This is a genomic window from Paraburkholderia sp. 22098 (genome assembly GCF_052045935.1).
Lineage (GTDB): Bacteria > Pseudomonadota > Gammaproteobacteria > Burkholderiales > Burkholderiaceae > Paraburkholderia > Paraburkholderia caledonica.
In genome coordinates, this window is the sequence record NZ_JBQEPV010000007.1 from 55,351 (window position 1) to 78,324 (window position 22,974).

General features: G+C 61.8%; 19 protein-coding genes. 7 read left to right on the plus strand and 12 right to left on the minus strand.

Annotated elements, in window-relative coordinates; translation table 11 throughout:
* Nucleotides 1–415 precede the first annotated feature (415 nt).
* The 7 genes from ACTJLB_RS16190 to ACTJLB_RS16220 all read right to left on the minus strand — a co-directional run bounded on the left by ACTJLB_RS16190 (nt 416) and on the right by ACTJLB_RS16220 (nt 8,185).
* On the minus strand, nt 416–1,141 hold the full coding sequence (locus ACTJLB_RS16190) for an aspartate/glutamate racemase family protein (RefSeq protein WP_088174053.1): 726 nt from the start codon (nt 1,139–1,141) through the stop codon (nt 416–418).
* Complete coding sequence (locus ACTJLB_RS16195; protein WP_440783844.1) at nt 1,138–2,355, minus strand: S-methyl thiohydantoin desulfurase domain-containing protein; 1,218 nt, start codon at nt 2,353–2,355, stop codon at nt 1,138–1,140. The genes ACTJLB_RS16190 and ACTJLB_RS16195 overlap by 4 nt, the downstream gene beginning before the upstream one ends.
* Entirely contained in the window at nt 2,345–4,663 is a 2,319-nt protein-coding gene (locus ACTJLB_RS16200) for a sigma 54-interacting transcriptional regulator (RefSeq protein WP_440783845.1), read from the minus strand. Before ACTJLB_RS16200 ends, ACTJLB_RS16195 begins: the two co-directional genes overlap by 11 nt.
* Nucleotides 4,664–5,193: 530 nt before the next feature.
* Entirely contained in the window at nt 5,194–5,604 is a 411-nt protein-coding gene (locus tag ACTJLB_RS16205; protein ID WP_131316314.1) for an RcnB family protein, read from the minus strand.
* A gap of 283 nt (nt 5,605–5,887) precedes the next feature.
* Nucleotides 5,888–6,136 carry a hypothetical protein gene (locus ACTJLB_RS16210; RefSeq protein WP_027804445.1) on the minus strand — a complete coding sequence of 83 codons (249 nt, stop codon included), beginning with the start codon at nt 6,134–6,136 and terminating at the stop codon, nt 5,888–5,890.
* A gap of 311 nt (nt 6,137–6,447) precedes the next feature.
* On the minus strand, nt 6,448–7,176 hold the full coding sequence (locus ACTJLB_RS16215; RefSeq protein ID WP_020066870.1) for a YrzE family protein: 729 nt from the start codon (nt 7,174–7,176) through the stop codon (nt 6,448–6,450).
* 103 nt (nt 7,177–7,279) lie between these two features.
* Entirely contained in the window at nt 7,280–8,185 is a 906-nt protein-coding gene (locus ACTJLB_RS16220; RefSeq protein ID WP_020066869.1) for a LysR substrate-binding domain-containing protein, read from the minus strand.
* A 181-nt stretch (nt 8,186–8,366) separates the two neighbouring features.
* Here ACTJLB_RS16220 and ACTJLB_RS16225 point away from each other — a divergent pair, with 181 nt between their 5' ends.
* From ACTJLB_RS16225 to ACTJLB_RS16240, 4 genes are all read left to right on the plus strand, one after another.
* Nucleotides 8,367–9,395, plus strand: coding sequence for a DUF1338 domain-containing protein (locus ACTJLB_RS16225; RefSeq protein ID WP_440783846.1), 1,029 nt, complete (start codon nt 8,367–8,369; stop codon nt 9,393–9,395).
* A gap of 201 nt (nt 9,396–9,596) precedes the next feature.
* Nucleotides 9,597–11,096 (plus strand): L-piperidine-6-carboxylate dehydrogenase, encoded by a 1,500-nt coding sequence (gene amaB, locus ACTJLB_RS16230; RefSeq protein WP_440783847.1) that lies wholly within the window; start codon nt 9,597–9,599, stop codon nt 11,094–11,096.
* 147 nt (nt 11,097–11,243) lie between these two features.
* On the plus strand, nt 11,244–12,416 hold the full coding sequence (locus ACTJLB_RS16235) for an NAD(P)/FAD-dependent oxidoreductase (protein ID WP_440783848.1): 1,173 nt from the start codon (nt 11,244–11,246) through the stop codon (nt 12,414–12,416).
* Between the two features lie 46 nt (nt 12,417–12,462).
* Nucleotides 12,463–13,674 (plus strand): PLP-dependent aminotransferase family protein, encoded by a 1,212-nt coding sequence (locus ACTJLB_RS16240; RefSeq protein WP_440784011.1) that lies wholly within the window; start codon nt 12,463–12,465, stop codon nt 13,672–13,674.
* On the opposite strand, the gene ACTJLB_RS16245 is transcribed toward ACTJLB_RS16240, so the two are convergent.
* The 3 genes from ACTJLB_RS16245 to ACTJLB_RS16255 form a co-directional block, all read right to left on the minus strand.
* Nucleotides 13,666–14,760, minus strand: a complete 1,095-nt coding sequence (locus tag ACTJLB_RS16245; RefSeq protein ID WP_440783849.1) for a LacI family DNA-binding transcriptional regulator — start codon at nt 14,758–14,760, stop codon at nt 13,666–13,668. The two genes, ACTJLB_RS16240 and ACTJLB_RS16245, sit on opposite strands and share 9 nt — an antisense overlap.
* 95 nt (nt 14,761–14,855) lie before the next feature.
* Nucleotides 14,856–15,815, minus strand: a complete 960-nt coding sequence (locus tag ACTJLB_RS16250) for a dihydrodipicolinate synthase family protein (protein WP_440783850.1) — start codon at nt 15,813–15,815, stop codon at nt 14,856–14,858.
* A gap of 49 nt (nt 15,816–15,864) precedes the next feature.
* Nucleotides 15,865–17,184, minus strand: a complete 1,320-nt coding sequence (locus ACTJLB_RS16255; RefSeq protein WP_440783851.1) for an MFS transporter — start codon at nt 17,182–17,184, stop codon at nt 15,865–15,867.
* 435 nt (nt 17,185–17,619) lie between these two features.
* On the opposite strand from ACTJLB_RS16255, the gene ACTJLB_RS16260 reads away from it, so the two are divergent.
* From ACTJLB_RS16260 to ACTJLB_RS16270, 3 genes are all read left to right on the plus strand, one after another.
* On the plus strand, nt 17,620–17,826 hold the full coding sequence (locus ACTJLB_RS16260; RefSeq protein WP_440783852.1) for a hypothetical protein: 207 nt from the start codon (nt 17,620–17,622) through the stop codon (nt 17,824–17,826).
* A 153-nt stretch (nt 17,827–17,979) separates the two neighbouring features.
* A complete protein-coding gene (locus ACTJLB_RS16265) occupies nt 17,980–18,180 on the plus strand; it encodes a hypothetical protein (protein WP_440783853.1) in 201 nt (66 codons plus the stop codon).
* Nucleotides 18,181–19,013: 833 nt separating this feature from the next.
* Nucleotides 19,014–20,156 (plus strand): porin, encoded by a 1,143-nt coding sequence (locus ACTJLB_RS16270; RefSeq protein ID WP_020066859.1) that lies wholly within the window; start codon nt 19,014–19,016, stop codon nt 20,154–20,156.
* Nucleotides 20,157–20,242: 86 nt separating this feature from the next.
* Here ACTJLB_RS16270 and ACTJLB_RS16275 read toward each other — a convergent pair whose 3' ends face one another.
* Entirely contained in the window at nt 20,243–21,802 is a 1,560-nt protein-coding gene (locus ACTJLB_RS16275; RefSeq protein ID WP_020066858.1) for a methyl-accepting chemotaxis protein, read from the minus strand.
* Nucleotides 21,803–21,987: 185 nt separating this feature from the next.
* The gene (nhaR, locus tag ACTJLB_RS16280; RefSeq protein ID WP_020066857.1) at nt 21,988–22,884 is read right to left on the minus strand and encodes a transcriptional activator NhaR; all 897 of its coding nucleotides are present in this window, start codon (nt 22,882–22,884) and stop codon (nt 21,988–21,990) included.
* Between the last annotated feature and the right edge of the window lie 90 nt (nt 22,885–22,974).

Consider the following 22,974-nt stretch of genomic DNA (forward strand, 5'->3'; position numbering starts at 1 on the left):
ACAGAACGTCGAACGCATTGCAGCGCGCGATCTTGTTTTGGTCTCTCCGGCTCCCCGGTCATTCGGACAATTTCGTCGAAGCTTTCCGGCCACCTGCCTTTGTATAAGCAATGGTCGTGCCATATGTTGAGATGGCTTAGGCTCGGGCGCGTCGGCGAATCTGGTCTGCCGGTGTTGGCCGATCTCGTCCAGGTTGGTGGTCAAAGTTGGTCGTTTTCGTCCACATGGGCATGCGACGCGCGTAATAGGGCGATTTCGTCCGCAGCGGGCGGCACTCGACGGCGTGAGGGAGGATTGCGGGCGTCATGAACGGCGCAGAGGAAAGTCCGGCGCGGCGATGCATGCCGCAGCCGGACGAAAGCAGATAAAAACAGATGAGAGCGGACTGGGATGAGGCGGACAGAAGCGGCCTTGCTTACGCCTGCAAGCTGACCTTGCTGTACGTGAGCCTGCTCGGGCGCACGCGCATACGCACCAGCGACACGAGGAAGCTGAACCCCGCCTGATTGGGATCGATTACGGGCACGTAAGCGCCGAGCGCCTCGCCGAGCAGCGTCGAAACCCGGCTCGCCACGTCCACGAATCCCGTACAGCCGAGCAGAATCGCCTGCGCGCCGTCGTCCTTGATCGCCTTCAACGCCGCTTCGAAGGTGCGGACAACCACGACGTCGATGTTCTCGAGCTGCGCGACAGGGCAGTCGATCGCGCGAATCGACGCGAAGGTGTCTTCTATGCCGTAAGTTTGCGGATGACCGCGCTGCATCGCGAGCGTGCTTTGCAGGATCGTGATGATTGAGAAGCGCTGGCTGAGCGCGAGGGCCGTAAACGCCGACGCCGGAAAGCCGCCGATGATCGGAATGTCGATCACTTCGCGCGCGGCTTCGACGCCGCACATGTCGAAGTCGGTCAGCCAGATGCCGTCGAAGCCGTCGTTGGCGATGGACTGCGCGAGCTCGACCACCGGCATGCCGTTCTGCAGCCAGTTCGTGCGGTTCTCGATGTCGGGATGACCCTCGGTGATGTTGCGAATCTCCACCTGGACGTCGGGCGGCACGACAGGCGCAATCGCCTTCATGATGCGGTCGTTGTATTGAGACGTGGCAACGGGCACGAGCACGCAGATACGAATGGGCGAGTTCAAGATGCATCTCCCTTGCGTGCGGCCTGCAGCGATTCGAGCGGCACGTAAGGGCCGAGGTAGCCGAGCGAGTTCAGCAACTGCATGAAGTTGTCGAGAATGAGGCCCGGTTTGCGCAACTCGGGTTCGGCGCGCCAGGCAATTAGCGTCACGGGGCGTTTGCCGATTGCCGGATTCAGCGAACCGTCGCCGTTGACAAGGTCGCCATTGCTAAAGACTGCCTGGCCCTCGCCGCCGACGAAGTAGGCGACGCTGTCGGGCGCGAGCACGATCGGCTGTGCACACGTGCTGTCCCATGCGAGTAGCGACTCGTTCTGATACATCACCGTATAGGTATGCTGCCCAGCCTGAATGCGAATCTTGCCGACGTCGAAGCCGCCGCTCGTATCGACTTCGGCCGACACCAGTTCGCCCGGTTCGGAAACTGCGCGTGCCGCAAGTCCGCAACGTTCGACGAGATAAGCGGTCATCTGCCGGTCGCTGCCGATCTCTCCGCTCTGCAACGCACGCCCGAGTTTCAGTGCGCGTGTCAGTGTGCCGCGAATCGGTGTCGCGCGGCCGATATCGGCCGGCGTCATCACCCACATCGCGAGTCCGCCGAACTGGCCGAACTCCGGATCGGCCACGACCGGGCGCATCATCTGTTCGACGATCGCCGACACGTCCCGCTGATGAGTCGGCGCGCCTTCGCTGCCGCCGCGCGGCGTCACGTTCAGTTCGACGCAAAGGCCACCCTGGCTTACGAGGAACGCGGGCCGCGGATCGATTTCCGCAGCGGCGAACGTCAGCATCGGCAACGAGGGCACCGCGCGCCCGGCGCCGTCGGCGTCGATGACCGCAAGGCCCAGTTTCGCCGCCACGAGTGCTGCCACCGTGAAGCCCAGCGCACCGCTTTCTGGCGGCATCACATAGGCGAGTTTCTTGGATTGCGAGGCGAGCCGAGCCTGAACGTTCTGCACCGCCGTCACGGGGCCGAGCGGGTAGGTCGCCGAGTTGATCGCTTCGGGCGCGCCGAGATAGGCGACCATGACGGCCGCGCCCTCGGTCGCTTCATCGACGGAAGCGACCTTGACGGTGTCGGTGGGATAGTAGTCGCCGGCTACGAAGTGCGCGGCCAGATGCCGTGCGGATTCGATGGTGCCGCCTCCGCCGCTGCCGAAGAAAGCTGCGCCCAGTAGCAGCGGTTCGAGATCTTCCCGGCGTAGCTCATATGCCATTTACGATTCCTTTGGTGTAGTTGTGGAACGAAGCATGTTGCTGGAGTTCGGCAAGCAGATTCGCCGCGCCCGCGACGCGAGGCGTTGCATCCGTCGGCAACGAACGCAGGCCGCGCTCGAGCGTCTCGATGGCTTCGGCTACGCGGCCAGTCGAGCGCAGCAAATCGGCGAGGTGGTGCGCGGCATCCACGCGCCCAGGCACCGAGCCGAACGCGAGCGCCGTCGACAGCGCCGTGCGCAGCCCGAGTTCCGCGGCGTTCACGTCGCCGAGCGCCCACTGCGCGCGTGCTCGCGTGACCAGTAGCTTGCCCAGATACACGCGCTCCTGACGGGCGAGCGTCTCGTCGATAGCCGTAGCCAGGATCGCCTCGCACGTCTTCGCGCGGCCCGCGCGCAGCAGCAATTCCCCGTGCTGCCACGTCTTGAATGAATAGAACAGCGCACCGCCATTGCAAACGACGTGGTTATCGTAGCCGTCGAGCATGACAGTTTCCGCTTCGTCGGCCTGCCCGAGCGCGCTGAGATGACAGCCGCGCAACACCTGCCCGACTCCCCGATAGAACGCGAAGCCGTGAGCGATCGACACCGACTCCAGTTCGCTCGCAAGCTGACCCAGCCGTTCCACGTCGTCGAACAGCGCGGCGAGCCAGGCGGCGCCCTGCAAATTGACGACGTGAGCGAGCGCGTGCACGCCGGGTTCGGATGTGCGCAGAATCAGCATTTCCATCGCGCGGCGTGCCTGTCCGAAGGCGCCGATCTGGTAGGCGGCGAGTCCTTCGAACGTCAACGCGAGACTCGCCAGGTCGATTCCTTGCGAGCCGGTGCGGATGTCGTTGCGCCCCACGCCGAGCAGATTGCCGCGCGCGAGACAGGCGAGAGCTTCTTCGCTGTCGCCGAGCCAGAACAGCGTGTTGGTCATGGCGACGTGAGCTTCGTCGAGCGACACGCGATCGCCGGCGTTCTGCGCGCGCTCCAGCATGTTCTGCGCGGTTGCGCGTGCCTGCTTGAGTTGCAGCGTGGTTAGCTGCGTGGTCCAGATGCCGAACTGGATTGCGGCGATTTCAGCGGGGGAGCACACGCCTTCACCGACCGCCAGCGCTGCGGCGTAGCAGGCCGTGGCTTCCGCGTACAGCCAGCCGTGCACGCTGCGCAAGCTCATGCCCAGAAGGCGGTAGGAGTCGAACTGGAGGCGGCGCACGGGGTCCTGTTCGTTCGGCGTTTGCAGCACGTCAAGACAGCGGCGCAGCGGCGGAATTGCTTCGGCAAATTTCGATTCTTCGATCAGCGCACTCGCATGCTCCAGGCACTTGCGCGCTTCACGGTGATGTTCCTCTCGCGACTTCAGACGCCGTTCGATTGTCTTGCGACCCACGCCGAGCATCGCGGCGGCCGCACTCTTGTTGCCGCTCGTCCGTTCGAGTGCGCGGTCGATCAGCAAATCTTCGGCGGCGTTGAGCTTGTCGCGGCCTTCGAGTTGCATCAGCATATCGGCGAGACTCGCGCGCGACACTGGCCCGCTGGTCTCGTTGGCGAGAAACGGCTCGAGCGTATCCACGTCGATCACCGTGCTTTCCGCGAGCACGCTCAGCTGGCTGACCAGGTTGCGCAATTGCCGGATATGACCGGGCCACGGGTGCTGCGCAAGACGACGCAGCGCGGCCGGCGCAAACTCCAGCCGGCGCGTGTGTTGTGACGCGAAGTGGTTGACGAGCGCGGGGATATCCTCGACGCGCTGCTCGAGGCCCGGCACCGCGAGTACGAAGACCGCGAGCCGGTAGAACAGATCCTCGCGGAACAGCCCCGCGCGCGCGAGCTCGCGCAGGTCGCGGTGTGTCGCGGCAACCACGCGTCCGGCAAACTGCAGGCTGGTCGACGATCCCAGCGGACGGAATGTGCGCGTTTCAAGTACGCGCAGTAGTTTCGGCTGCAGCGCGAGCGGCAATTCGCCGATTTCATCGAGCAGCAGCGTGCCCTTGCCAACTTGCTGGAAAAGCCCCTGGCGGTTTTCGCCCGCGCCGGTGAATGCGCCCTTGACGTGCCCGAACAGTTCGGCTTCAACGAGGTGTTCGGGAATCGCGCCGCAATTGACGTCGACGAAGGGTTGATCCTGGCGCAGGCTGTGTGCGTGAACACGGCGCGCAACGAGTTCTTTGCCCGAACCGGTCGGCCCGAAAATAAGCAGCGGATGATCGGTAGGAGCAACCCGATCGATCATCCGGACCAGTTGGCGAAACGCTGGTGCGCCGCCTACGAAAGAGCCGGAGTCGGCCTTGTCGGTGGCGAACGGAACGACTGGGGTATAACTCATTACAAAGTAAGCTCCACATGATCCGCGTGCGGCGCTACGCGGAAATGGCCGTCGCAAGGACGGCGGTCATGCATCGATTCCCTGTCTGACGAGCTTCCGATTCCGCTGTCGGAGTAGCCCGCCTAAGAAGTGACAGAGTATGAAGGTTGGTTGTCGATGTTGTCGTTCGAAATTAATTTTGGCGCAAGTATCTATGCGCATTTCATCGGGTATGGCAAAAAGCACAGAAAGAAGAGTGTCCGCGACGGCGCAAGCGCGTCGCGCCGACTCACGATACGTGGTTGATATAACGGCGCCGCGTCAACGGTTCTTTAGCTGCTGCGCGCTTCGTGTCAATCGTGTGCAACGTGTGGAGGGAGTGCATGTGGCCGCTGTCGGGCCTGCGATGTGATGCGGGGTGGTTGAAGAGCCAGTTGATTGCAGCTTTGTTGCGCGGGTTTTGATGGAGAAATTGCCACGGTCGCCGGCAACGGGAGCGTGGCAATCTATTGCTTCATGACCGGCCGATGCAACGGCCGGCCGATCGGTGCTTACGGCCCGACGCGCAGGACGACTCCCGTTGAAATCTGCACCATCAGATAGTCGCCGCCAATGCCGACCCACGAATAGCCGCGCGGCGGCGGAGCCAGCCGGTACGCGCGCCAGTCGTCGATCACATACTGACGGTCGCGGTACTCAGGAGGCAGGCGATCGCCCTTGCGCCAATGTCCGGGCGCGTTCGCGGAGTTGCCTGGGCCGTCCGGGCTGTGTCCGGGTGGCACTTGTTTGGGGCCATGACCATTCGATTCATGACCATGGTTGGGCCCGTGACCGTGACTCTCCCCATGACCGTGGTCGCCGCCCTTGCCGGGGTTGTCGTGCGGGGGTTGTGCGAGAACGAGCGACGATGCCAGCATACCCGCGCTCATCATCGACGCGAGAAATATGCGGGATTTATTCATTAACTATCTCCTGGAATTAGCGGCGTGAAGGTGCAGGGCACCAAACCGGACAGCCCGATCTGAATCTGTCAGGTTGTATGTTAGCGGACCCAGGTCACCTGCGCGCACAGGAAATCTTGCCAACCGTTGCTCGCGCAACTAGCAATGTTTTGCGTGCATTCGCATAGCAGACAGCCTCAGTTCCTCTCACGCTTTTGTGTGAATTCGCGATTCAAAGCTATACCCTGCATCGGAAAATGCGTTCGAAATTCTCCGTTGCAGGCTTATCGCGGCACTGCATCGACTAGCTCATGCTGATTGCAATTCCGGCTGCGGTGCTATTCGAAGCTTGCGCTTCGAGTTCGTCCAGTCGCAGCAGGAGAAGGTCGAGTGAGCGCAATTGTGCATTCGTAAGGTGCTGCGAATCGAGTAGTCGATGAAGCCGCAGGCGCCAGTAGGCGGCCGGCAGGATCGGCCCCGCGAGATCTCCTGTCATTGACGCGCTCATGACTCGCCCCAGATGCGCGATCTCCAGGTCTATTAAAGTGACCATGCCCCCACCTCGCAACGTTCGTTCTTGTTGTCTAACCAAGAGTTATTAGACATTAGTCCAAATGCGGCAAATAACCAATGGGGGCGATTATTGACGGACGGCTAAAGCGGTCGGCAATTTTTTTGGGGAGAATGCACATAGCATTAGGTGCAAGGGGAATCCAACGTCTTTTTCCTTGCAACAGCAAATGTTAAATATTTGTGGCAACGGCCTTTGCGATTTAAAACATATCTCCGCACTCGACGGTGCACGACGACATGCGGCGGCATGCAACCCGAGGCGGGCCGCATGCCGTCTCTTTCAGTTGCAGTTCAGGCTCTGCTTCGCGGCGAAACAACGCGATTGCTGCCCGGTACTGCATTGCGGCCAACGGCCGAGCCACCGCTTTCTTCAATCGGCGGCTGATGGCGGAAACCCGCACTGCCCGACACGATCGCGATAATCGCGCCGACGATCAGCGCTGCGAAAGAGAACCAACTGGCGCGAGCGACGCCGCGCGCGGCCGTGTCAGCGGTTTCTCGGGCCCGTTGTCCGGCTTCGGGGCTGGACGCCATCGATGCCGCCGACGCCATGGCCGACTGCATCTGCTGCTTGGCAGTGTCAACGATGGAATTGGCTCCGCCTGCCTGATTGGCCGCAGTCGCGCCCACTTGCGCGCCGACTTGCGCACCCGTCGCCGCCACGCTTCCTGCAGTGCTGACCGCTCCCGTGATGAGCGAAGTCATTCCGTAGAGAATGAACAGCGTCATGACGGCCCATGCCAGCAGGCCATGCAGCCATCCGAGCACGGGTGCGCACCGTCCTGCGTAGTACGAACCGACGAAGACCGCGAGAACCGTCGTTATGATTACCCACACGCCGGAGCCGAAGCCGAAGCCTTGCAACGGGTCGGGTTTGGACATCGGCGCGAGCAGCGACGCGCCGATAGCCGTGCCCAGCACGCTCATGACCAGATAGACGATCATCGAGAGAATAACGCCCGCGAAAATCGGGCCCCATGACAGCCGCGGCAGGCCGTCTTGTGTCGTGAGAAGTTTCATGGTGTCTCCTGCAGAGAGGGAAGAGGTCGCCTGGTGCCGCGCACATGGCCCGGCACTCCGGTTTGCGCAAGCGCCATGCCGTGGGCGCCCGTGACGCGCCGCGTCAGCGCCTTGCCGCGCTATACGCGCCGGCTTCCTCAATCAGCCAGGTTCTGAAGAGTTCGAGTGGCTTCCCGTGACTTAGCTCTGTCGGATAGACGAGGTAATACGCGGATTCCTCGACCGTGGTGGCCGCGAGCGGAATGACGAGGCCCAGTTGCGACAGCCGTTCGTCGACGAAAAATTCTGGAACGAGGGCCACGCCGAGTCCTGCGGCAGCGGCGCTGATCAGCATGGAGTGCAGTTCGTACCGGACGCCTTGCATGGTGGCGTTATCTTCGACGCCGAGATTGGCGAACCAGCGGGACCAGGCGTCGGGGCGCGTCGTCGAATGGAGAAGCGGGTAGTTCAGCAATTCGTGCGCTCTCCTGACGGGCTTTGCAAGCAGTGACGGCGCGCAGACGGGCACGACTTCCTCGCCGAAAAGGTAGTCCGACGACGTACCCGGCCAGGTCGGCTTGCCATAGTGAATGGCGGCCTCGAAATGCGACTCCTCAAAGGGAAACGGGTCGGTGCGAACACCCATGTTGATTCGAACGTCCGGGTTCCGGTCGTTGAAGTCCTTCATTCGTGGAATCAGCCATTGCGACGCAAACGTGGGAAGCACCGCGAGTTCCAGGTAACCGCCTCCGCTGCCGTGCGCAATGATCGACAGCGTGTCGCGATCCAGATTCTCCAGCGCCCGGCGCACCTGCGTACCGTACAGACGACCGGCGCGAGTCAGCATCACGCGCTGCTTCGAACGAACGAAAAGGCGCACGCCAAGATTCGATTCGAGCGTCAGGATCTGCCGCGAAACCGCGCTCTCCGTCAGGGACAACTCTTTCGCAGCATGAGTGAAGCTTTCGTGCCGCGCCGCGGCCTCGAAGGCCAGTAACGCGCTCGTGCCGGGAACCTTGAACTTGCGCATGTTAATTCCAAAAAGTCATCAAGTGGCAATTTAAACTCGCTTTACGTCGGGTGCAACACTTTGAATAATGAGAATCACGTAAGCTTGGCTACCCCTTCGCCTACCTTCTGGCTACCAGTTTCCGGTATGCCGTCGATAAATACCTTCCCGCTGCGGCGGCGCGCCCCCGAGAGAAACGCAGATGCGCAATTCGAACGTTGAACGCCTGTTACTGAAACTGCTTGGCCCGGCCAAAACGGAATCGCTCTTTACAACCCTCAAATTTCCGAGCGCACTGGCGGATTGGGAAGACGGCACGGTGACGCGCGCCGAACTCGCGCAGGCGATGAACATGGCCTTATTCGAGGATCTACTGGAGCGTTCGCCGAATGGGCGCGCCTATACGACCGAGACAATCGCGAACGGCGGCTCTGTGTATTTCGATCACGGCGCGTTGCGCACCGTGAGGTGGGAGAACAACGGGGCGTTGCCTCCTGGCGAGGCTGCATTCACTCGCATCCTGCGTCCGCTTGGCTTCAGGCTGAACGGCCGCTATCCGCTCGACAAACTGGGCATGACCGGCCGTGCGTACGCGCATGATGACGCGCCCGATGAAATCGCGCAGTTCTTCGTGAGCGAGTTGCATCCCGAACGCTTCTCCAGCGAGTTCCAGCAGGCGGTAACTAACGTGGTCCATTCGTCGAAAGATCCGTTGACGCCGCTCGCCGTTTCGCAACTCTGGGAACTGGAGCGTGAAGGCTCGCTTGCTATCGACGCAGCTCACAAGTTGCTGCCGGTCATTGTCGGCGCGTTCGCTCGCCAGCACGATCTGCCGAGCGAGGCGGACTACGAAGTCCTGTTGCGCGAATCAGCGGAAATGGCGTGGATCGCTACCGAAGGCAACGCCTTCAATCACGCGACGGATCGCGTGGAAGACGTGTTCTCGCTGTCGGACCAAGAGAAGGGCAAGGGCCGGCCTATGAAGCCCGAAGTCGAGCGCTCGCGCTCGGGCCGCGTCTTCCAGACCGCCTATCGCGCGGATACGGTCGAGCGTCAATTCAGGTCCACTGGCGACCGGCTCGTCACGCGCACTGTGCCTGGCTCCTTCTATGAATTCATTACTCGCAAGCGCACTTTCGATCAGGCGTCGCGTAGCTGGGTCACGGACCTGCGTTTCGACGCCGGTAATGCGCAAGGCATTTTCAAAATGACCGCGAACGCGGCACAGTAGGTGTGTCTCCGGCCGGTGTTCAGGCCGGCTCAAGCTGATGAGGCGTTCCGATTCGAATGCAGGCCGCATTTCCTATCAGAAATAACGCTTGCGAGCGCACGGCGGCAGCGGAAGCGGTTGATGTTGCCGGCAAAAACCCGCGCGTGTATAGTTTCCGAACGTACCAAAATTTCGTATTGGAAATTCAAAGAGGTCTCAATCGTGAAAGCATCCGCCATTCTCTCGCAACTCGGCATTTCCCATCTCGCCGAAGCGGGCGACATTGCCGTCCGTTCGCCGATCAACGGCGAACTCATCGGCCGCGTTGCGAGCCGGACGGTCGCCGAGGTCGACGCCGCGCTGGCCAGCGCCCAGAAGGCTTACGCAAGCTGGCGCAACGTGCCGGCGCCGCGTCGCGGAGAACTGGTGCGTCTGCTGGGCAACAAGCTGCGCGAGCAGAAGCACGCGCTCGGCAGCATCATCACGCTCGAGACCGGCAAGATCCTTCAGGAAGGCCTCGGCGAAGTGCAGGAAATGATCGACATCTGCGACTTCGCGGTTGGGCTGTCGCGTCAGCTTTACGGTTTGACGATCGCGTCGGAGCGTCCGGGTCATCGCATGGCTGAAACTTGGCATCCGCTCGGCGTGTGCACGGTCATTTCCGCGTTCAACTTTCCCGCAGCCGTGTGGTCGTGGAATGCCGCGCTCGCGCTGGTGTGCGGCAATGCGGTCGTCTGGAAACCATCGGAAAAGACACCGCTCACCGCGCTGGCAGTCGACAAGATCCTGCAAGACGCGTTGAAGGAATTCGGCGACGCTCCGGAAGGCCTGACGAGCGTCGTGAACGGTGGCCGCGAGGTCGGCGCAAAGCTGGTTGCCGACCCGCGTTCCAACATCGTGAGCGCGACGGGGAGCACGGAAATGGGCCGCGCGGTCGGCGTCGAAGTGGCGCGCCGTTTTGGCCGCTCGATTCTCGAACTCGGCGGCAATAATGCGGGCATCGTCTCCGGCAGCGCCGATATGGAACTGGCACTGCGCGGCATCGTTTTTTCTGCAGTCGGCACGGCCGGTCAGCGCTGCACGTCGCTGCGCCGCCTGTTCGTTCACGAAAGCGTGTACGACAAGGCCGTCGAACGTTTGAAGGCGCTATACAGCAAGGTCGTGATCGGCAATCCGCTGGAGCAGGGCGTGCTGATGGGACCGCTGATCGACGAGCAGTCGTTCAACCGCATGCAAGCGGCGCTCGAACAGGCAAAGAGCGAAGGCGGCAAGGTGTTCGGCGGCGAACGTCATGCGGTTGCCGGCAATGAGAAGGGCTTCTACGTTCGTCCGGCCATCGTCGAAATGCCTTCGCAAACGTCGGTCGTGCTGAAGGAAACGTTCGCCCCGATTCTCTACGTGCTGAAGTACAGCGACTTCGACGACGCGATCGGCGGAAACAACGCAGCGGTTCATGGTCTTTCGTCATGTGTCTTCACGACTGACCTGCGTGAAGCGGAGCGCTTCCTGTCAGCGTCGGGCAGCGACTGCGGTATCGCGAACGTCAATATCGGACCCAGCGGCGCGGAAATTGGCGGCGCGTTCGGCGGCGAGAAGGAAACGGGCGGCGGTCGCGAATCGGGCTCCGATTCGTGGAAAGCTTATATGCGGCGCGCGACCAACACCGTCAACTATTCGTCAGCACTGCCGCTCGCTCAGGGCATCGATTTCAACATCGGCTGAGCGTTTTGCGCTGCACGTACACGGCTGTTTAACCACGGCCGTTTTTTTTGCGCGAGCTGTCGTTGCGGCCCTGCCGGACAAGTCGGTCACTGCACGCCGGCGGGCCCTTTCCGGGGCAACCCGGTCATGTGCAACCTGGAGCGAGTCGTGAGTTCACAAGTCGTTATTGTCGGTGGCGGCGTTATCGGCAGTTCTATTGCTTACTTCTTGCGCGCTTCCGATCCGACGGTTTCCGTGTCCGTGATCGAACGTGATCCGAGCTACGCGAAGTCGTCGTCGGCATTATCGGCCGCTTCGATCCGGCAGCAGTTCTCCACGCCGTTATCGATTCAGATGTCGCTGTACGGTATCGAATTTCTGCGCAATATCGGCGAGCTTCTTGAAGTGGACGGCAACAAGCCCTCGATCGATTTGCATGAAGGCGGTTACCTGTTCCTCGCCACGGCCGCCGGCGACGCAACGCTGCGCGAAAATCACGCGTTGCAGAAGAGCCTTGGCGCGGACATCAATCTGATGGACCAGCAAGCGCTGAAGGCCAGGTTCCCCTGGCTGAACGTGGCCGACCTCACGTCGGGCGCCTTCGGCGAGAGCGGCGAAGGATGGTTCGACGGCTATGGCCTCGTGCAGGCGCTTCGCAAGAAAGCCCAGTCGCTCGGCGCGCGCTACATTGCCGCCGATGTGACCGGTGTCGTTCGCGAGGGCCGCAAGATCACGCACGTCATCGCCAGCAATGGCGAGCGCTTCGCCTGCGATACGGTCGTGAACGCGGCAGGCGCATGGGCGCGGAAGATTGCCGGCATGATGGACATCGACATTCCGGTCTTTGCTCGCCGTCGCAGCATTTTCAATGTGTCGTCTCCGGCTCACCTCGCAGATTGTCCGTTGCTGATCGATCCGACCGGCGTCTATTTCCGGCCGGAAGGGAAGACCTACATTTGCGGTACGTCGCCGGGCGCGGATAACGATCCTGACGATCTGCCGCTTGACGAGGTAGATCACCGCCTTTTCGACGACGTCATCTGGCCGACGCTTGCGCATCGTGTGCCGGAGTTCGAAGCGCTGCGTGTCGCGAACTGCTGGTCTGGCTATTACGAGTACAACGTATTCGACCACAACGCGATCATTGGCTATCACCCGCAAATCGAAAACTGCGTGTTCGCGAACGGGTACAGCGGACATGGTCTTCAGCAGGGCCCCGCAACGGGCCGCGGCGTAAGCGAATTGATTCTGAATGGACGCTACCTGTCGCTCGATCTCTCTTCGCTGAACTGGGACCGTCTGCTCGAAAACCGTCCCATCGTGGAAAAAAACGTGGTGTAGGCGACCACGAATAATGCGTGACGACATGAGCTCAACCGCCGAAAACATGTACGAATTCACCGCTCCTTTCCAGAATCCTTCAGGCTCTCCGATTCGCGAACTGTTCAAGTATCTGGGTGAGCCAGGCATGATTTCGTTCGCGGGCGGTTACCCGGCTAGCGATCTGTTCGATGTCGACGGTTTGCAGCAGGCCGAAGCTCGCGCATATCAAGACCCGAACAGCTGTCTGCAGTACGGGCCGACCGACGGGTTGCCGCGTCTGAAGCACGAGCTCATAAGCCTGATGGCGCGTCGTGGCGTGCCATGCACGTTGAACGAAATGCTGGTGACTACGGGCTCCCAGCAGGGGCTCGACCTGCTGCTTCGCGTGCTGGTGAGCCCGGGCGATGTCGTGTTCACCGAACAGCCTGCGTATCCGGCAACGCTTCAGGCACTCAAGCTTCAGCAGGCGAAAATCGTTACCGTGCCGGTGGATGCGCACGGCCTCGACGTCGACCATCTCGCCGAGCTTATGGCGTCGGGTACGGTCGCGCGCCCGAAGCTGCTCTATACGGTTCCGACGTTTGCCAATCCGACCGGCGCAACCATCACGCGGGAGCGCCGCATCGCCTTGCTGAAGCTTGCGGTGCAACACAAGTTTCTTATCGTCGAAGACGACCCATACGGCGATCTGCGCTTTTCCGGAGTCGCGGTTCCGTCGATCATCTCCCTTGCGGCCGAAGTAGAGGGCTCACGTGATTGGGTCGTGCATTTTGCGAGCCTTTCGAAGATCGTCGCGCCTGGACTGCGCGTAGGTTGGACAATCGCACCGGCCGAAATCACGCGCCGTTGTGTGATTGCAAAGCAGACCGTCGACCTGTGCAGTGCGCCGTGGACGCAGGCCATTGCCGCCGAATATCTGGCCGACGGTGCGCTCGAACGACACCTGCCACGCATCACCGAAATGTACGGGCGCAAATGCGAGGCGCTATGCGAAGCACTGCGCTCGCAGTTCGGCGATACGCTCCAGTTTCATCGGCCTGAGGGCGGCATGTTCGTCTGGGCGCGTATCGAAGGCATCGACGCCTCCGCGCTTTTACAACGCGCTATCGAGAACAAGGTCATGTTCGTGCCGGGCAAGGCATTTTTCGCGGACAGGATCGACCCCGCGTCGTTGCGTTTGTCGTTTGCGGCGCCGGGTATTGCCGATATTGAAGAAGGCGCACAGCGTTTGCGGCGCGCATACGACACAACGGCACGCAACGTCGTCTTATCGTGACGCCGGCCCCGTCGACTCTCTGACCTGCAGTAGCGCGTGCACTTCCTGACCGCGTTGCGCCCGCTTGCCGTCCAGCATGTCGAGCAGATATTGCGCGGTGAGTTGTCCGATCTCACGCGTATCCACGCGCATCGTGGTGAGCGTGGGGTGAATCTCTCTGGATATCTCGAGATCGTCGAAACCCGTTACTGATAGCTCGCGCGGTATGGCGATGCCGAGTTCTTCCGCTTCGCGCAGCACGCCAAGCGCGATGTGATCGTTGCCGCAGATAAGAGCAGTCGGGCGTTCGCTCGCCGCTTGCCAGATGGAGCGCAGACTGCTGCGCCCGAATGCGATTGTCGATTCCCCCTCGCACATGTGTTCGGGTCGCACCGCGAGGCCGTGACGTTCGAGCGCCGCCCGAATGCCGGCGACGCGCGCCTGCACCCGGTCGTTGTCGCGCGTCGGCTGAATGCACACCGCGAATGAGCGATGACCGAGGGCGATCAGATGTTCGGTCATTTGCACATACGCCGCGAAATTGTCGAAGCCGATGCAGACGTGCGGACTCTCCTTGCGGTACGCGTACGTCACCGCATACGGCACGCGATAGAGCCGCAACGCGTCGAAAAGTTCTGGCGGATGCGCCTCACCCACGATTGCCATTGCCTCGACGCCTCGCGCGAGCATCGCACGCACCTGCACGAGCGCTTGCGTGGGATCGTAGTTCGAGCAGCCGAGAACGAGCGTAATGCCGCGCGTCGCAAACGCGGCTTGCATGCCGCTTACCTGGGAGGCGAACACCTGGTCGTCGAGCGTGGGAATGATGATGCCGGCGATGTGGCTGCGCGTAGACGCAAGCGCGCGCCCCGCGGCGTTGGGAAACCAGTTCAGCGCGAGCGCCGCCTGTTCGACGCGCTCGCGCACCGCAGCCGATACTTTCTCCGGCTCGTTGTAGACGCGCGATACGGTCGCCGTCGATACGCCCGCCAGCTTCGCAACGTCCGACAGCACCGTGCGGCCCGTCCCGCGGCGCACGCGGCTCGTCTGAGTTCGGGCTGTAGCGGCGAAGCCGGTTGTGTCTGGTGTGTCGGGCGTGTCGGACATGAGTTCGGAGTGCGGGGTGAAGCTGGAAGCCTGACATCTTACCGTTGCGTCACTCTTGGCGTAGCCGCGACGATCGCCCGAGGCACGGGTTATCGCTAGTGGCTCGCATCCAGTGCTGCGATGCGAGCGCGGAAATGCTCGGTGCCGGCCACGATCTTGTCCAGTATCGCATCCAGCGCCCAGAACCGTTCGCGGACGTCGTAGTCGATTACGCGGCAGCGAATCGAATTGAACGTGCCGATGCGCTGGTGGTACATCTTCGCAAGCGCGGGGTAGCCGAGCGATTCGGAGACGGCGGCGAGCACGAGGAACGTCGCGAGTTCATCTGCGAGGGCAGGGTCCCGGGTCGCGTCGTTGCGCAGCCATTTGTACAGGTCAGTATGAAAGTTGGTGAACACGCCGTTAAAGCCTGCCGAACCGGCTTTCATCGCGTCCCACGCAATCGCCGCGTTGGCGTTGAGGATCTTAAGCGGCGAGCCTTGCGCTAGCGCGACGCGGCGCTTCACGGTCGCGAGATCGCAGCTCACGTCCTTTAGCATGATGAAGCGGCCAGTGTCGACGCATAGTTTTAGTTCGTCATCCGAAAGAAGTCGACGATACGGTGCAGGGCACTCGTACAGGCCGAGCGGCAGGTCGGACGGAAGACGCGCGAGCAGCCGCTTCAGATTCGCGGCGAATGCCTGCGTGCCCTCGCGCGCGGGATCGAGCCGGTTGGTGACTAACACAACGGCTTGTGCGCCCGTCGCTGCCGCAACGTTCAGTTCTTCGGCTTGCGCGTCCGGATCGTCGCTGATGTGGCCGGACACCACGACAGGGATTCGCCCGGCGACCTTCTCGACGACGAACCGTCCAAGAGCGCCGCGCTCGGCGAGCGTAAGAAACTGCATCTCGCTCGACTGCGCGACCGCAAAGAGCGCGTCCGATCCTTGCGCGAGATACCATTCGATCAGACGTTCAAGGCCGGCGTAGTCGATCGCGCCCGAGTCGTCGAACGGCGTCAGCATCACGGGAACAATCCCTTCAATTGACACGGTGGGTGGCTTCGCGATTGTCATGTTGTTGTGCTCCAGAAGAATTTGATTGGACGGGCGAGAGGCGAACGGTTCATGCCGGTGCCTGGATCGTCTCGTTCGTGGCGGGCGTGTCGGCGATCGGCTTGCGCACCAGCAGCAGATAACTCATCGCGCCGATAAACGCGATGCCCGCAGCTGTCAGCAAGGCCGGCACGAACGACCAGTTCTGCGCGATATAGCCGGTGAAAATCGGCGCGAGTGCGCCGCCGAGAAAGCCGCCGAAATTCTGAATCGCGCCGAGCGAGCCGACGCGGTTCGGCGGCGCGGCCGCTGTCGCGAGCGCCCACGAACTCGCGGATGCGGCGTTGGCGAGAAAGATCACGACCGAAATACAGACGATTGCCAGCACGTTGCTTTCGACGAGCGCGGCCGGAATCGTGAACGCGACCATGCCCAGCATTGCAATGACCACGGCGTTACGGCGGCTCGCCACCGGGCTCGCGCTGCGGCTCGTGATGAGATCGGAAAACCAGCCGGCCGTGAGCGAGCCGAGGAAACCGCAGAAAAACGGCACCGACGCGGCGACGCCGGTGTGCATCAGGCTCATGTGACGCTCCATGGTCAGGTAGCCTGGCAGCCATGTCAGATAGACCCAGTTCAGATAAACGGAGCCGAAGAAGCCGATCAGCATGCCCCACGTGGTGCCGTGCGAGAACAGCGAGCGCCATTCGGCGAACGTGACGGCCGGTGCCGGCTTACGATCCGCTTCGTCGCCTTCCAGATAACGCCGCTCGGCCTCGCTCATGGTCGCCTTGACCGGGTCGCGATAAACCGCGAACCATACGGCCGCAACGATCAGACCGGCCGCGCCGGTCGCGATGAATGCCCATCGCCAGTGGAAGTTCACGACGAGCACCGACAGGCAGAGCGGCGCGAGCGCGGTTCCGAGCGGTGACGCCGAATTGAAGATGCCGGTCGGCTTGCCGCGTTCGCGCAACGGAAACCAGTTGCTGACCACGCGGGCTGCCGACGGAAATTGCGGCGCTTCGCCGATGCCGAGCAGGATCCGCCCAAGCACGAACCAGCCGAACGTCGAGACGAAGCCGCCGGCGGCCTGCGCGAGCGACCACACGATCAGCCCCATGCCGAGAAGTTTGCGCGGTCCTACCCGGTCGACAAGGCCGCCGACCGGCAACTGAAAGAGCGCATAGCTCCACGAGAATGCGGACAGCAGCAGTCCCATTTGCCCGAGCGTCAGGCCCATGTCGTGACGGATCAACGGATTGGCGACGGCGAGCGTTCCGCGGTCAAGATAGTTGACGATGCCGCTCACCATCAGCAGCGTGAGCGCCACGACCTGGGCGCGGCGGATTTTCGGCGGGGGCTGCTCGTGGCTCGACGTTGCGCTCATGATCGTTGTCTCCGTTTCATGTTGCGATTCAGGCGGGGCGCACCGATGCGATGTCGGGCGACCGTGAGTTGTGCGGCGATTCAAGCGGGCGCTGGCGGGGGTATGCCACCTTCGTGGTGGCGATCGGCGCTTGATCCCTTGCGGTACATTCAAACTGCAGACCACCAACTCTGCTGTTAGCGCTTACATTTGAAACGCAAGCGTTCGCAGTTTTTGCGACGGGCGCCCTTAAGGCGGCCGGGAGATTGATGATAGCGCTTACATTTTGTGTCGCCTCGCTGGCAGGTGCAAGCTCGAAAAGCAGGTTGACGGGTAAACACTGACCATCACCGGCTGTTGCTAAGAGCCGCGCAAAATGCAACACGGCAGCAGGCACACGGTTTGCTCAGCGCTCGATGCCCGCGTGCCCACACCATTTCGATAACGAGAACAACCATGCAACCTGACCAGACTGCTACCGAGTTTCCCCAGTCGCAACCGCTGCTCGCGACGCCCCTCGCAGGCGTGAGCGAGGGCGCGGCTCACCGCCAGATCGGGCTGCTGCCGGCGGTGACGTTCTGCTTCGCGTGGCTATTCGGGCTGGAGCCGTTTCTTACTGGCGCTGCCAGCGATTCCTCGCAGCGCGGTCCGGACCGTCATTGATGTATGTGGGACGCCGCACTGACGCCTTGTGAAAATTTCACTTGTGGCTTCGGCGGTTTCTACATCGTCGCGCATGGGTGCGGCAGCGCCGTTCGCGGGAATAACGGTTGCGATGCTGTCGGCGGGAGTCCTTCCCGTCCACAGGAGCTTGTCATGCAAACCGATCCGACCGTCGATCCCGTAGCCGACCCTTCGAATCAGCCGCTCGACGCGCCAGAAGAACAGCCGCGCCCGCTGCCCGGCACGCCGCCAGACACGGACCCGCTGACCCCAGGCAGCGCTCCCGACGACAAGGCTCGCCAGCACAGTCTCGCCAGCCGCCGTGAAGCATGGCAACAGCGCTGCTGGAATTAGGGAATCTACGTGTGAAAAGGCGCACGGTCGTGCCGTTAATGTAGATGGAAGGCTGTTCGGTGCATTGCCGTCCGCTTTCAGCACTGGGTGGGTCACGCGGCGGTCGGCGTCGCAGTTCACCTCCGGACACGCCCGTGCTGAAGGCTTCACTTACTGGCCATGAATACGTATTTATGCGGCATTTGTGCCGCACTTTCCCCACGGCCGCCTGAAGGGTGGTTTTTCATTGGCTCGGCCGGAAGCGCTGCGGCCAACGTTCTCCGGTTCCTCACGGCGCCAGCAGTTCACGCCAATAATCACGTTGATTAAAGTCGCTGAATGCCGCGATAACCGGTTATCGCAAATAAGCGCGGATTAACGCGACTATATCCAGTCAATTAAGTTCCCCGCCTTTTCAAATGATTGATCCCGCGCCCGTAATGACGCCGACACTGCGCAATTAATCATCAACTATTCATTCCGGAAGTACGCTTTTCTACGCCGCGCATTACTTCGGCCGTATTACAGGCTGTTGCATTCGCACAACTTTAGTTATTGAAAAGTTGCAAATAATTTATGTCCGGAGCAGGTCGATGGCCTGACCCTCATTGCGATAACTTTCCCAAAAACAAAGACTTAGCCCCTAAGGGCAATCGATTATTGCCAAATCGGCAAGACCGTGTTGTGCGAATTGCGGGCGTCCGTTGTCCGGGTGGCCCCCTACACTCACGCTTCGTTTAGAGGGTGCCCCAGCCGGGCCAGAACGGTTCGGCGATAAGGGCGGTGGCGCGTTCGCGTACTACCGAGGCTGGTCCCGCTCCCCCGCGAAAATTTATCGAACAGGAGTCCCACGCATGAAAAAGAGTCTTATCGTCGTTGCGGTTGCCGCATCGTTCGCTTCCGTCGCTCACGCACAAAGCAGCGTCACCCTGTACGGTCTGCTGGACGCTGGCGTGACCTACACGAGCAACGTTGCTCACAACTCGAAGTGGGCAGCCGGCAGCGGCGGCATCGACCAGAGCCGTTTCGGTCTGCGCGGTTCGGAAGACCTGGGTGGCGGCCTGAAGGCAATCTTCACGTTGGAAAGCGGCTTTAACGTCAACAACGGCCGTTTCGCTAACAACAACGGCATGTTCAACCGTCAGGCATTCGTCGGTCTGTCGAGCGCGCAATTCGGTTCGGTCACACTGGGCCGTCAATACGACGCAGCGCAAGACTTCCTGGCACCGCTGACCGCAACGGGCAGCTGGGGCGGCACGTACTTCGCGCACCCGTTCAACAACGACAACCTGAACACGAACGGCGGCTTCGCAGTTAACAACTCGGTCAAGTACTCGAGCGCTAACTACGCTGGCTTCACGTTCGGCGGCACGTACGGCTTCTCGAACCAGGCTGGCGCATTCGCAAACAACCGCGAATACAGCCTCGGTGCTGCTTACCAGTGGCAAGGTCTGCGTTTGGGCGCTGCTTACGCACAGCAGAACAACCCGGGCGCAACGAACGCTGCTGGCACGGCTAGCAACGGCGGCGCGACCGACGGCGGCTTCCTGGGCGCAACGGGCAACTTCCGTCAGCGTGAATTCGGTGCAGCAGGTTCGTACGCTTTCGGCCCGGCAACTGTCGGTCTGGCATGGACGCAATCGCGTATCGACAACGTTGCAGGCGTTCAGCAATCGCTGCGCGCTAACAACTACGAAGTCAACGGCAAGTACAACCTGACCCCGGCTCTCGGCCTGGGCGTGGCGTACACGTTCACCGACGGCAAGGGCTATGGCACTGCCGCAAACGGTGGCTCGACGTCGGTTCGTTACCACCAGATCGGCCTGCAGGCTGACTACGCTCTGTCGCGTCGTACGGACGTCTACGCTCAAGCCGTGTACCAGCACGCAATGGGCGACGGTGGTGTCGCTTCGATCTACAGCGGCGACATCACGCAAGCTCCGTCGTCGTCGAAGAACCAGACGGCTGCTACGGTCGGTCTGCGTCACCGCTTCTAAGCTTCAGCAGAAGCGGCTTGTTGTACAAAAAGGTGCCGTTCGCGGCACCTTTTTTATGCGCGTTCCGTTTGAACGCGACAGCCAGATCAGGCAGGCTGGCCGACTTTGAACACCGCGACAGCCTCGCGCAACTGCTCGGTCTGCTCATCGAGCGAACCTGCCGCGGCTGCAGCCTGTTCGACGAGCGCGGCGTTGCGCTGCGTGACGTCGTCCATCTGGCGAATCGCGAGGTTCACTTCGCCGATGCCGGAACTCTGTTCATTCGACGCCGCCGCGATTTCGTTCATGATCGCCGTGACGCGGCCCACCGCCTCTACCACCTCGCCAATCGTACTGCCGGCCTTCCCGGCTAACGTCGAACCCTCGCCGACCTGCTCGACCGACTGGTCGATCAACACCTTGATCTCTTTCGCGGCTGTCGCGCTGCGCTGCGCCAGATTGCGGACTTCACCCGCCACAACCGCAAAGCCGCGGCCTTCCTCACCCGCGCGTGCTGCTTCCACGGCTGCGTTGAGCGCGAGAATATTCGTCTGGAACGCAATGCCTTCGATCACGCTGATGATCTCGCCGATCTTGCGTGAGCTGTCCGTGATGCCGGCCATCTTCTGAACGACGTCGTTGACGACTTCGCCGCCGCGCGCGGCGATGCTCGATGCGTCTTTCGCCAGTTCGGACGCCGTTGCTGCGTTGCCCGCGTTCTGCGTGACGGTCTTGGTGAGCTCGTCCATGCTGGCGGCGGTTTGTTGCAACGACGCGGCCTGTTCTTCGGTACGGCTCGACAGGTCCAGATTGCCTGCGGCGATTTCCTTCGAGGCGACCGTGATCGTTTCGGCCGAATTCTTGATGCGTGCGACGGTGGCCGCAAGCTGATCGCGCATTTCACGCAACGAGAACAGCAGGCTGGAGGTGTCGTCGCGGCGCAAATCGATACGTGTTGCGAGATCGCCGCGTGCGATGCGCGTGGCGATTTCCGCCGCAGCGGACGGTTCACCGCCGATCGAGCGCGACACATTGCGCACCACGCGCGACGCGACAAAGGACACGACTACGCCCAGCACCAGCAACATGCCGCCCGAGCGCAGCAGCGTGGCGTAGAACTCCGCCTGAATGTCGTCCATGTAGGCGCCGGCGATGAAGTCCCAGTTCCACGGCGCGAAGCGCTTCACGTAGCCGATCTTCTCGCTCGGCTTCGTGTCGCCGGGCTTCGGCCACCAGTAACGCAGATAGCCGGCGCCGGTGGCCGAGCCGCCCGCGGCGGCGATGTCGTGATACAGCGCATTGCCCTTGGCGTCGCGGAAACCGCTCATGTCCTTGCCGTTGAGTTGCGGGCTCATCGGGTGCGCGACCATCACCGAGTCGCTGCGCACAATCGTCACGTAGCCCGAGGTGCCGTAGCGCTGCGCATTGACGCGGGCAATGGCTTGCTGCTTCGCTTCATCGACGGAAAGCTTGCCGGCGTCCGCCTGCTTCGCGTAGTCGGCGACAATCGACGCCGCCATGTCGGTCACATCGGCCAGCGCCGAACGCCGTGCGTCCATCTGTGCGCTACGTGCTTCGAACGCGTTCACTACGGTGACGATCAGCAGCGCCGCCCAGCAAAGCAGCAGGGGCACCCATAACTTCTGTTTCAATGTCAGACGGTTCATTTATTGGATTCGACGGTTCGTTGAGCGCGAGAGATAGGAGCGCTTGCCAGGCAGCGCCATAGTTCGCATAACGGCTGTCGAAGCGGATTCTTTATCCCTGGTCAGACGGGTGTGTCGGCACCGCGCACCAAACAAATCAAATAGTTGCGCGGTGGTCACGGGGTTCGCGTGCACGGCGCGCGACGCTACGCATTGAACAGTTCGCTGCGCGCGGCGTCGATGATTGTCGCGACAGCCGGGTGACTAATGCGACGTTCGATCGAGATCGCGAAGAATTCCTCGACGATGGTATTGATTTGCCCGACGGAAGTGAGTTTGTGTTCGGCCTGCAGCTGGTTCTCCAGCACCGTCGGCGCGAAGAGCAGGCCGCGGCCTTCGCGTCCGAACGCGAGTGCCATCGCGCTATCGTCGAACTCGCCGACGATGCGCGGTGAGATGGCGCGCGATGCCAGCCAGTGATCCAGTTTGCGGCGCACCGCCGATTCGGTGCCTGGCAGCAGAAGCGGCAACTGGCCGAGCGACATGGGAAAGCGCTTCCGCACGCCCTGCAGCAGCGCGTCGGCGCCAAAGCAGCTCAGGGTAGAGCGGCCGAGCGGGTGATTAAACGCCTTGATATTGACGTCGGCAGGGATGGGCGCGTCCGCGATGATCAGGTCGAGGCGGTGCACGGCCAGTTGAGCGAGCAGCGCGTGCAGCTTGCCTTCGTGGCAGATCACGCGCAGCGAAGCGGGCGCGCTCAGCGCGGGTTCGAGCAGCCGGTACGCAATCGCCTTGGGCACCGAGTCCGCAATGCCGACGCGAAACCTGGATTGCGTGCCGACCTCCTGCTCGCGGCGCACCGCGCTTTCCAGCTCGGAGCCTAGCGAGAAAATCTCGTCGGCGTAGTCGAGCGCAAGCCGCCCCGCATCAGTTAGTTCGAGCGTGCGCCCGCTCTTCTTGAAAAGCTTTTTATCCAGCGCTTCCTCGAGCAGTTTGATCTGCCCGCTCAGCGTTTGCGGCGTGATGTGCAGTTGCTCACCGGCACGGACGATACCGCCCGCGTGTGCCGCGACCCAGAAGTAATACAGATGCTTGAAGTTCACGCTCTCTCCGTCAATCGAACGACGTTACGGTTTTTTCGAATGATCAGCAACAAAAATACGAATTTTCCGTTGTCTCGCGTTAGGTTAGAT

Coding starts and splice junctions, on each gene's coding strand:
- ACTJLB_RS16255 (WP_440783851.1), bottom strand. CDS start 17,184: ATGAGCGCAACGTCGAGCCACGAGCAGCCCCCGCCGAAAATCCGCCGC.
- ACTJLB_RS16250 (WP_440783850.1), bottom strand. CDS start 15,815: ATGACAATCGCGAAGCCACCCACCGTGTCAATTGAAGGGATTGTTCCC.
- ACTJLB_RS16210 (WP_027804445.1), bottom strand. CDS start 6,136: ATGGTCACTTTAATAGACCTGGAGATCGCGCATCTGGGGCGAGTCATG.
- ACTJLB_RS16275 (WP_020066858.1), bottom strand. CDS start 21,802: ATGAACCGTCTGACATTGAAACAGAAGTTATGGGTGCCCCTGCTGCTT.
- ACTJLB_RS16200 (WP_440783845.1), bottom strand. CDS start 4,663: ATGAGTTATACCCCAGTCGTTCCGTTCGCCACCGACAAGGCCGACTCC.
- ACTJLB_RS16195 (WP_440783844.1), bottom strand. CDS start 2,355: ATGGCATATGAGCTACGCCGGGAAGATCTCGAACCGCTGCTACTGGGC.
- ACTJLB_RS16225 (WP_440783846.1), top strand. CDS start 8,367: ATGCGCAATTCGAACGTTGAACGCCTGTTACTGAAACTGCTTGGCCCG.
- ACTJLB_RS16220 (WP_020066869.1), bottom strand. CDS start 8,185: ATGCGCAAGTTCAAGGTTCCCGGCACGAGCGCGTTACTGGCCTTCGAG.
- ACTJLB_RS16260 (WP_440783852.1), top strand. CDS start 17,620: ATGCAACCTGACCAGACTGCTACCGAGTTTCCCCAGTCGCAACCGCTG.
- ACTJLB_RS16245 (WP_440783849.1), bottom strand. CDS start 14,760: ATGTCCGACACGCCCGACACACCAGACACAACCGGCTTCGCCGCTACA.
- ACTJLB_RS16215 (WP_020066870.1), bottom strand. CDS start 7,176: ATGAAACTTCTCACGACACAAGACGGCCTGCCGCGGCTGTCATGGGGC.
- ACTJLB_RS16270 (WP_020066859.1), top strand. CDS start 19,014: ATGAAAAAGAGTCTTATCGTCGTTGCGGTTGCCGCATCGTTCGCTTCC.
- ACTJLB_RS16265 (WP_440783853.1), top strand. CDS start 17,980: ATGCAAACCGATCCGACCGTCGATCCCGTAGCCGACCCTTCGAATCAG.
- ACTJLB_RS16205 (WP_131316314.1), bottom strand. CDS start 5,604: ATGAATAAATCCCGCATATTTCTCGCGTCGATGATGAGCGCGGGTATG.
- ACTJLB_RS16240 (WP_440784011.1), top strand. CDS start 12,463: ATGTACGAATTCACCGCTCCTTTCCAGAATCCTTCAGGCTCTCCGATT.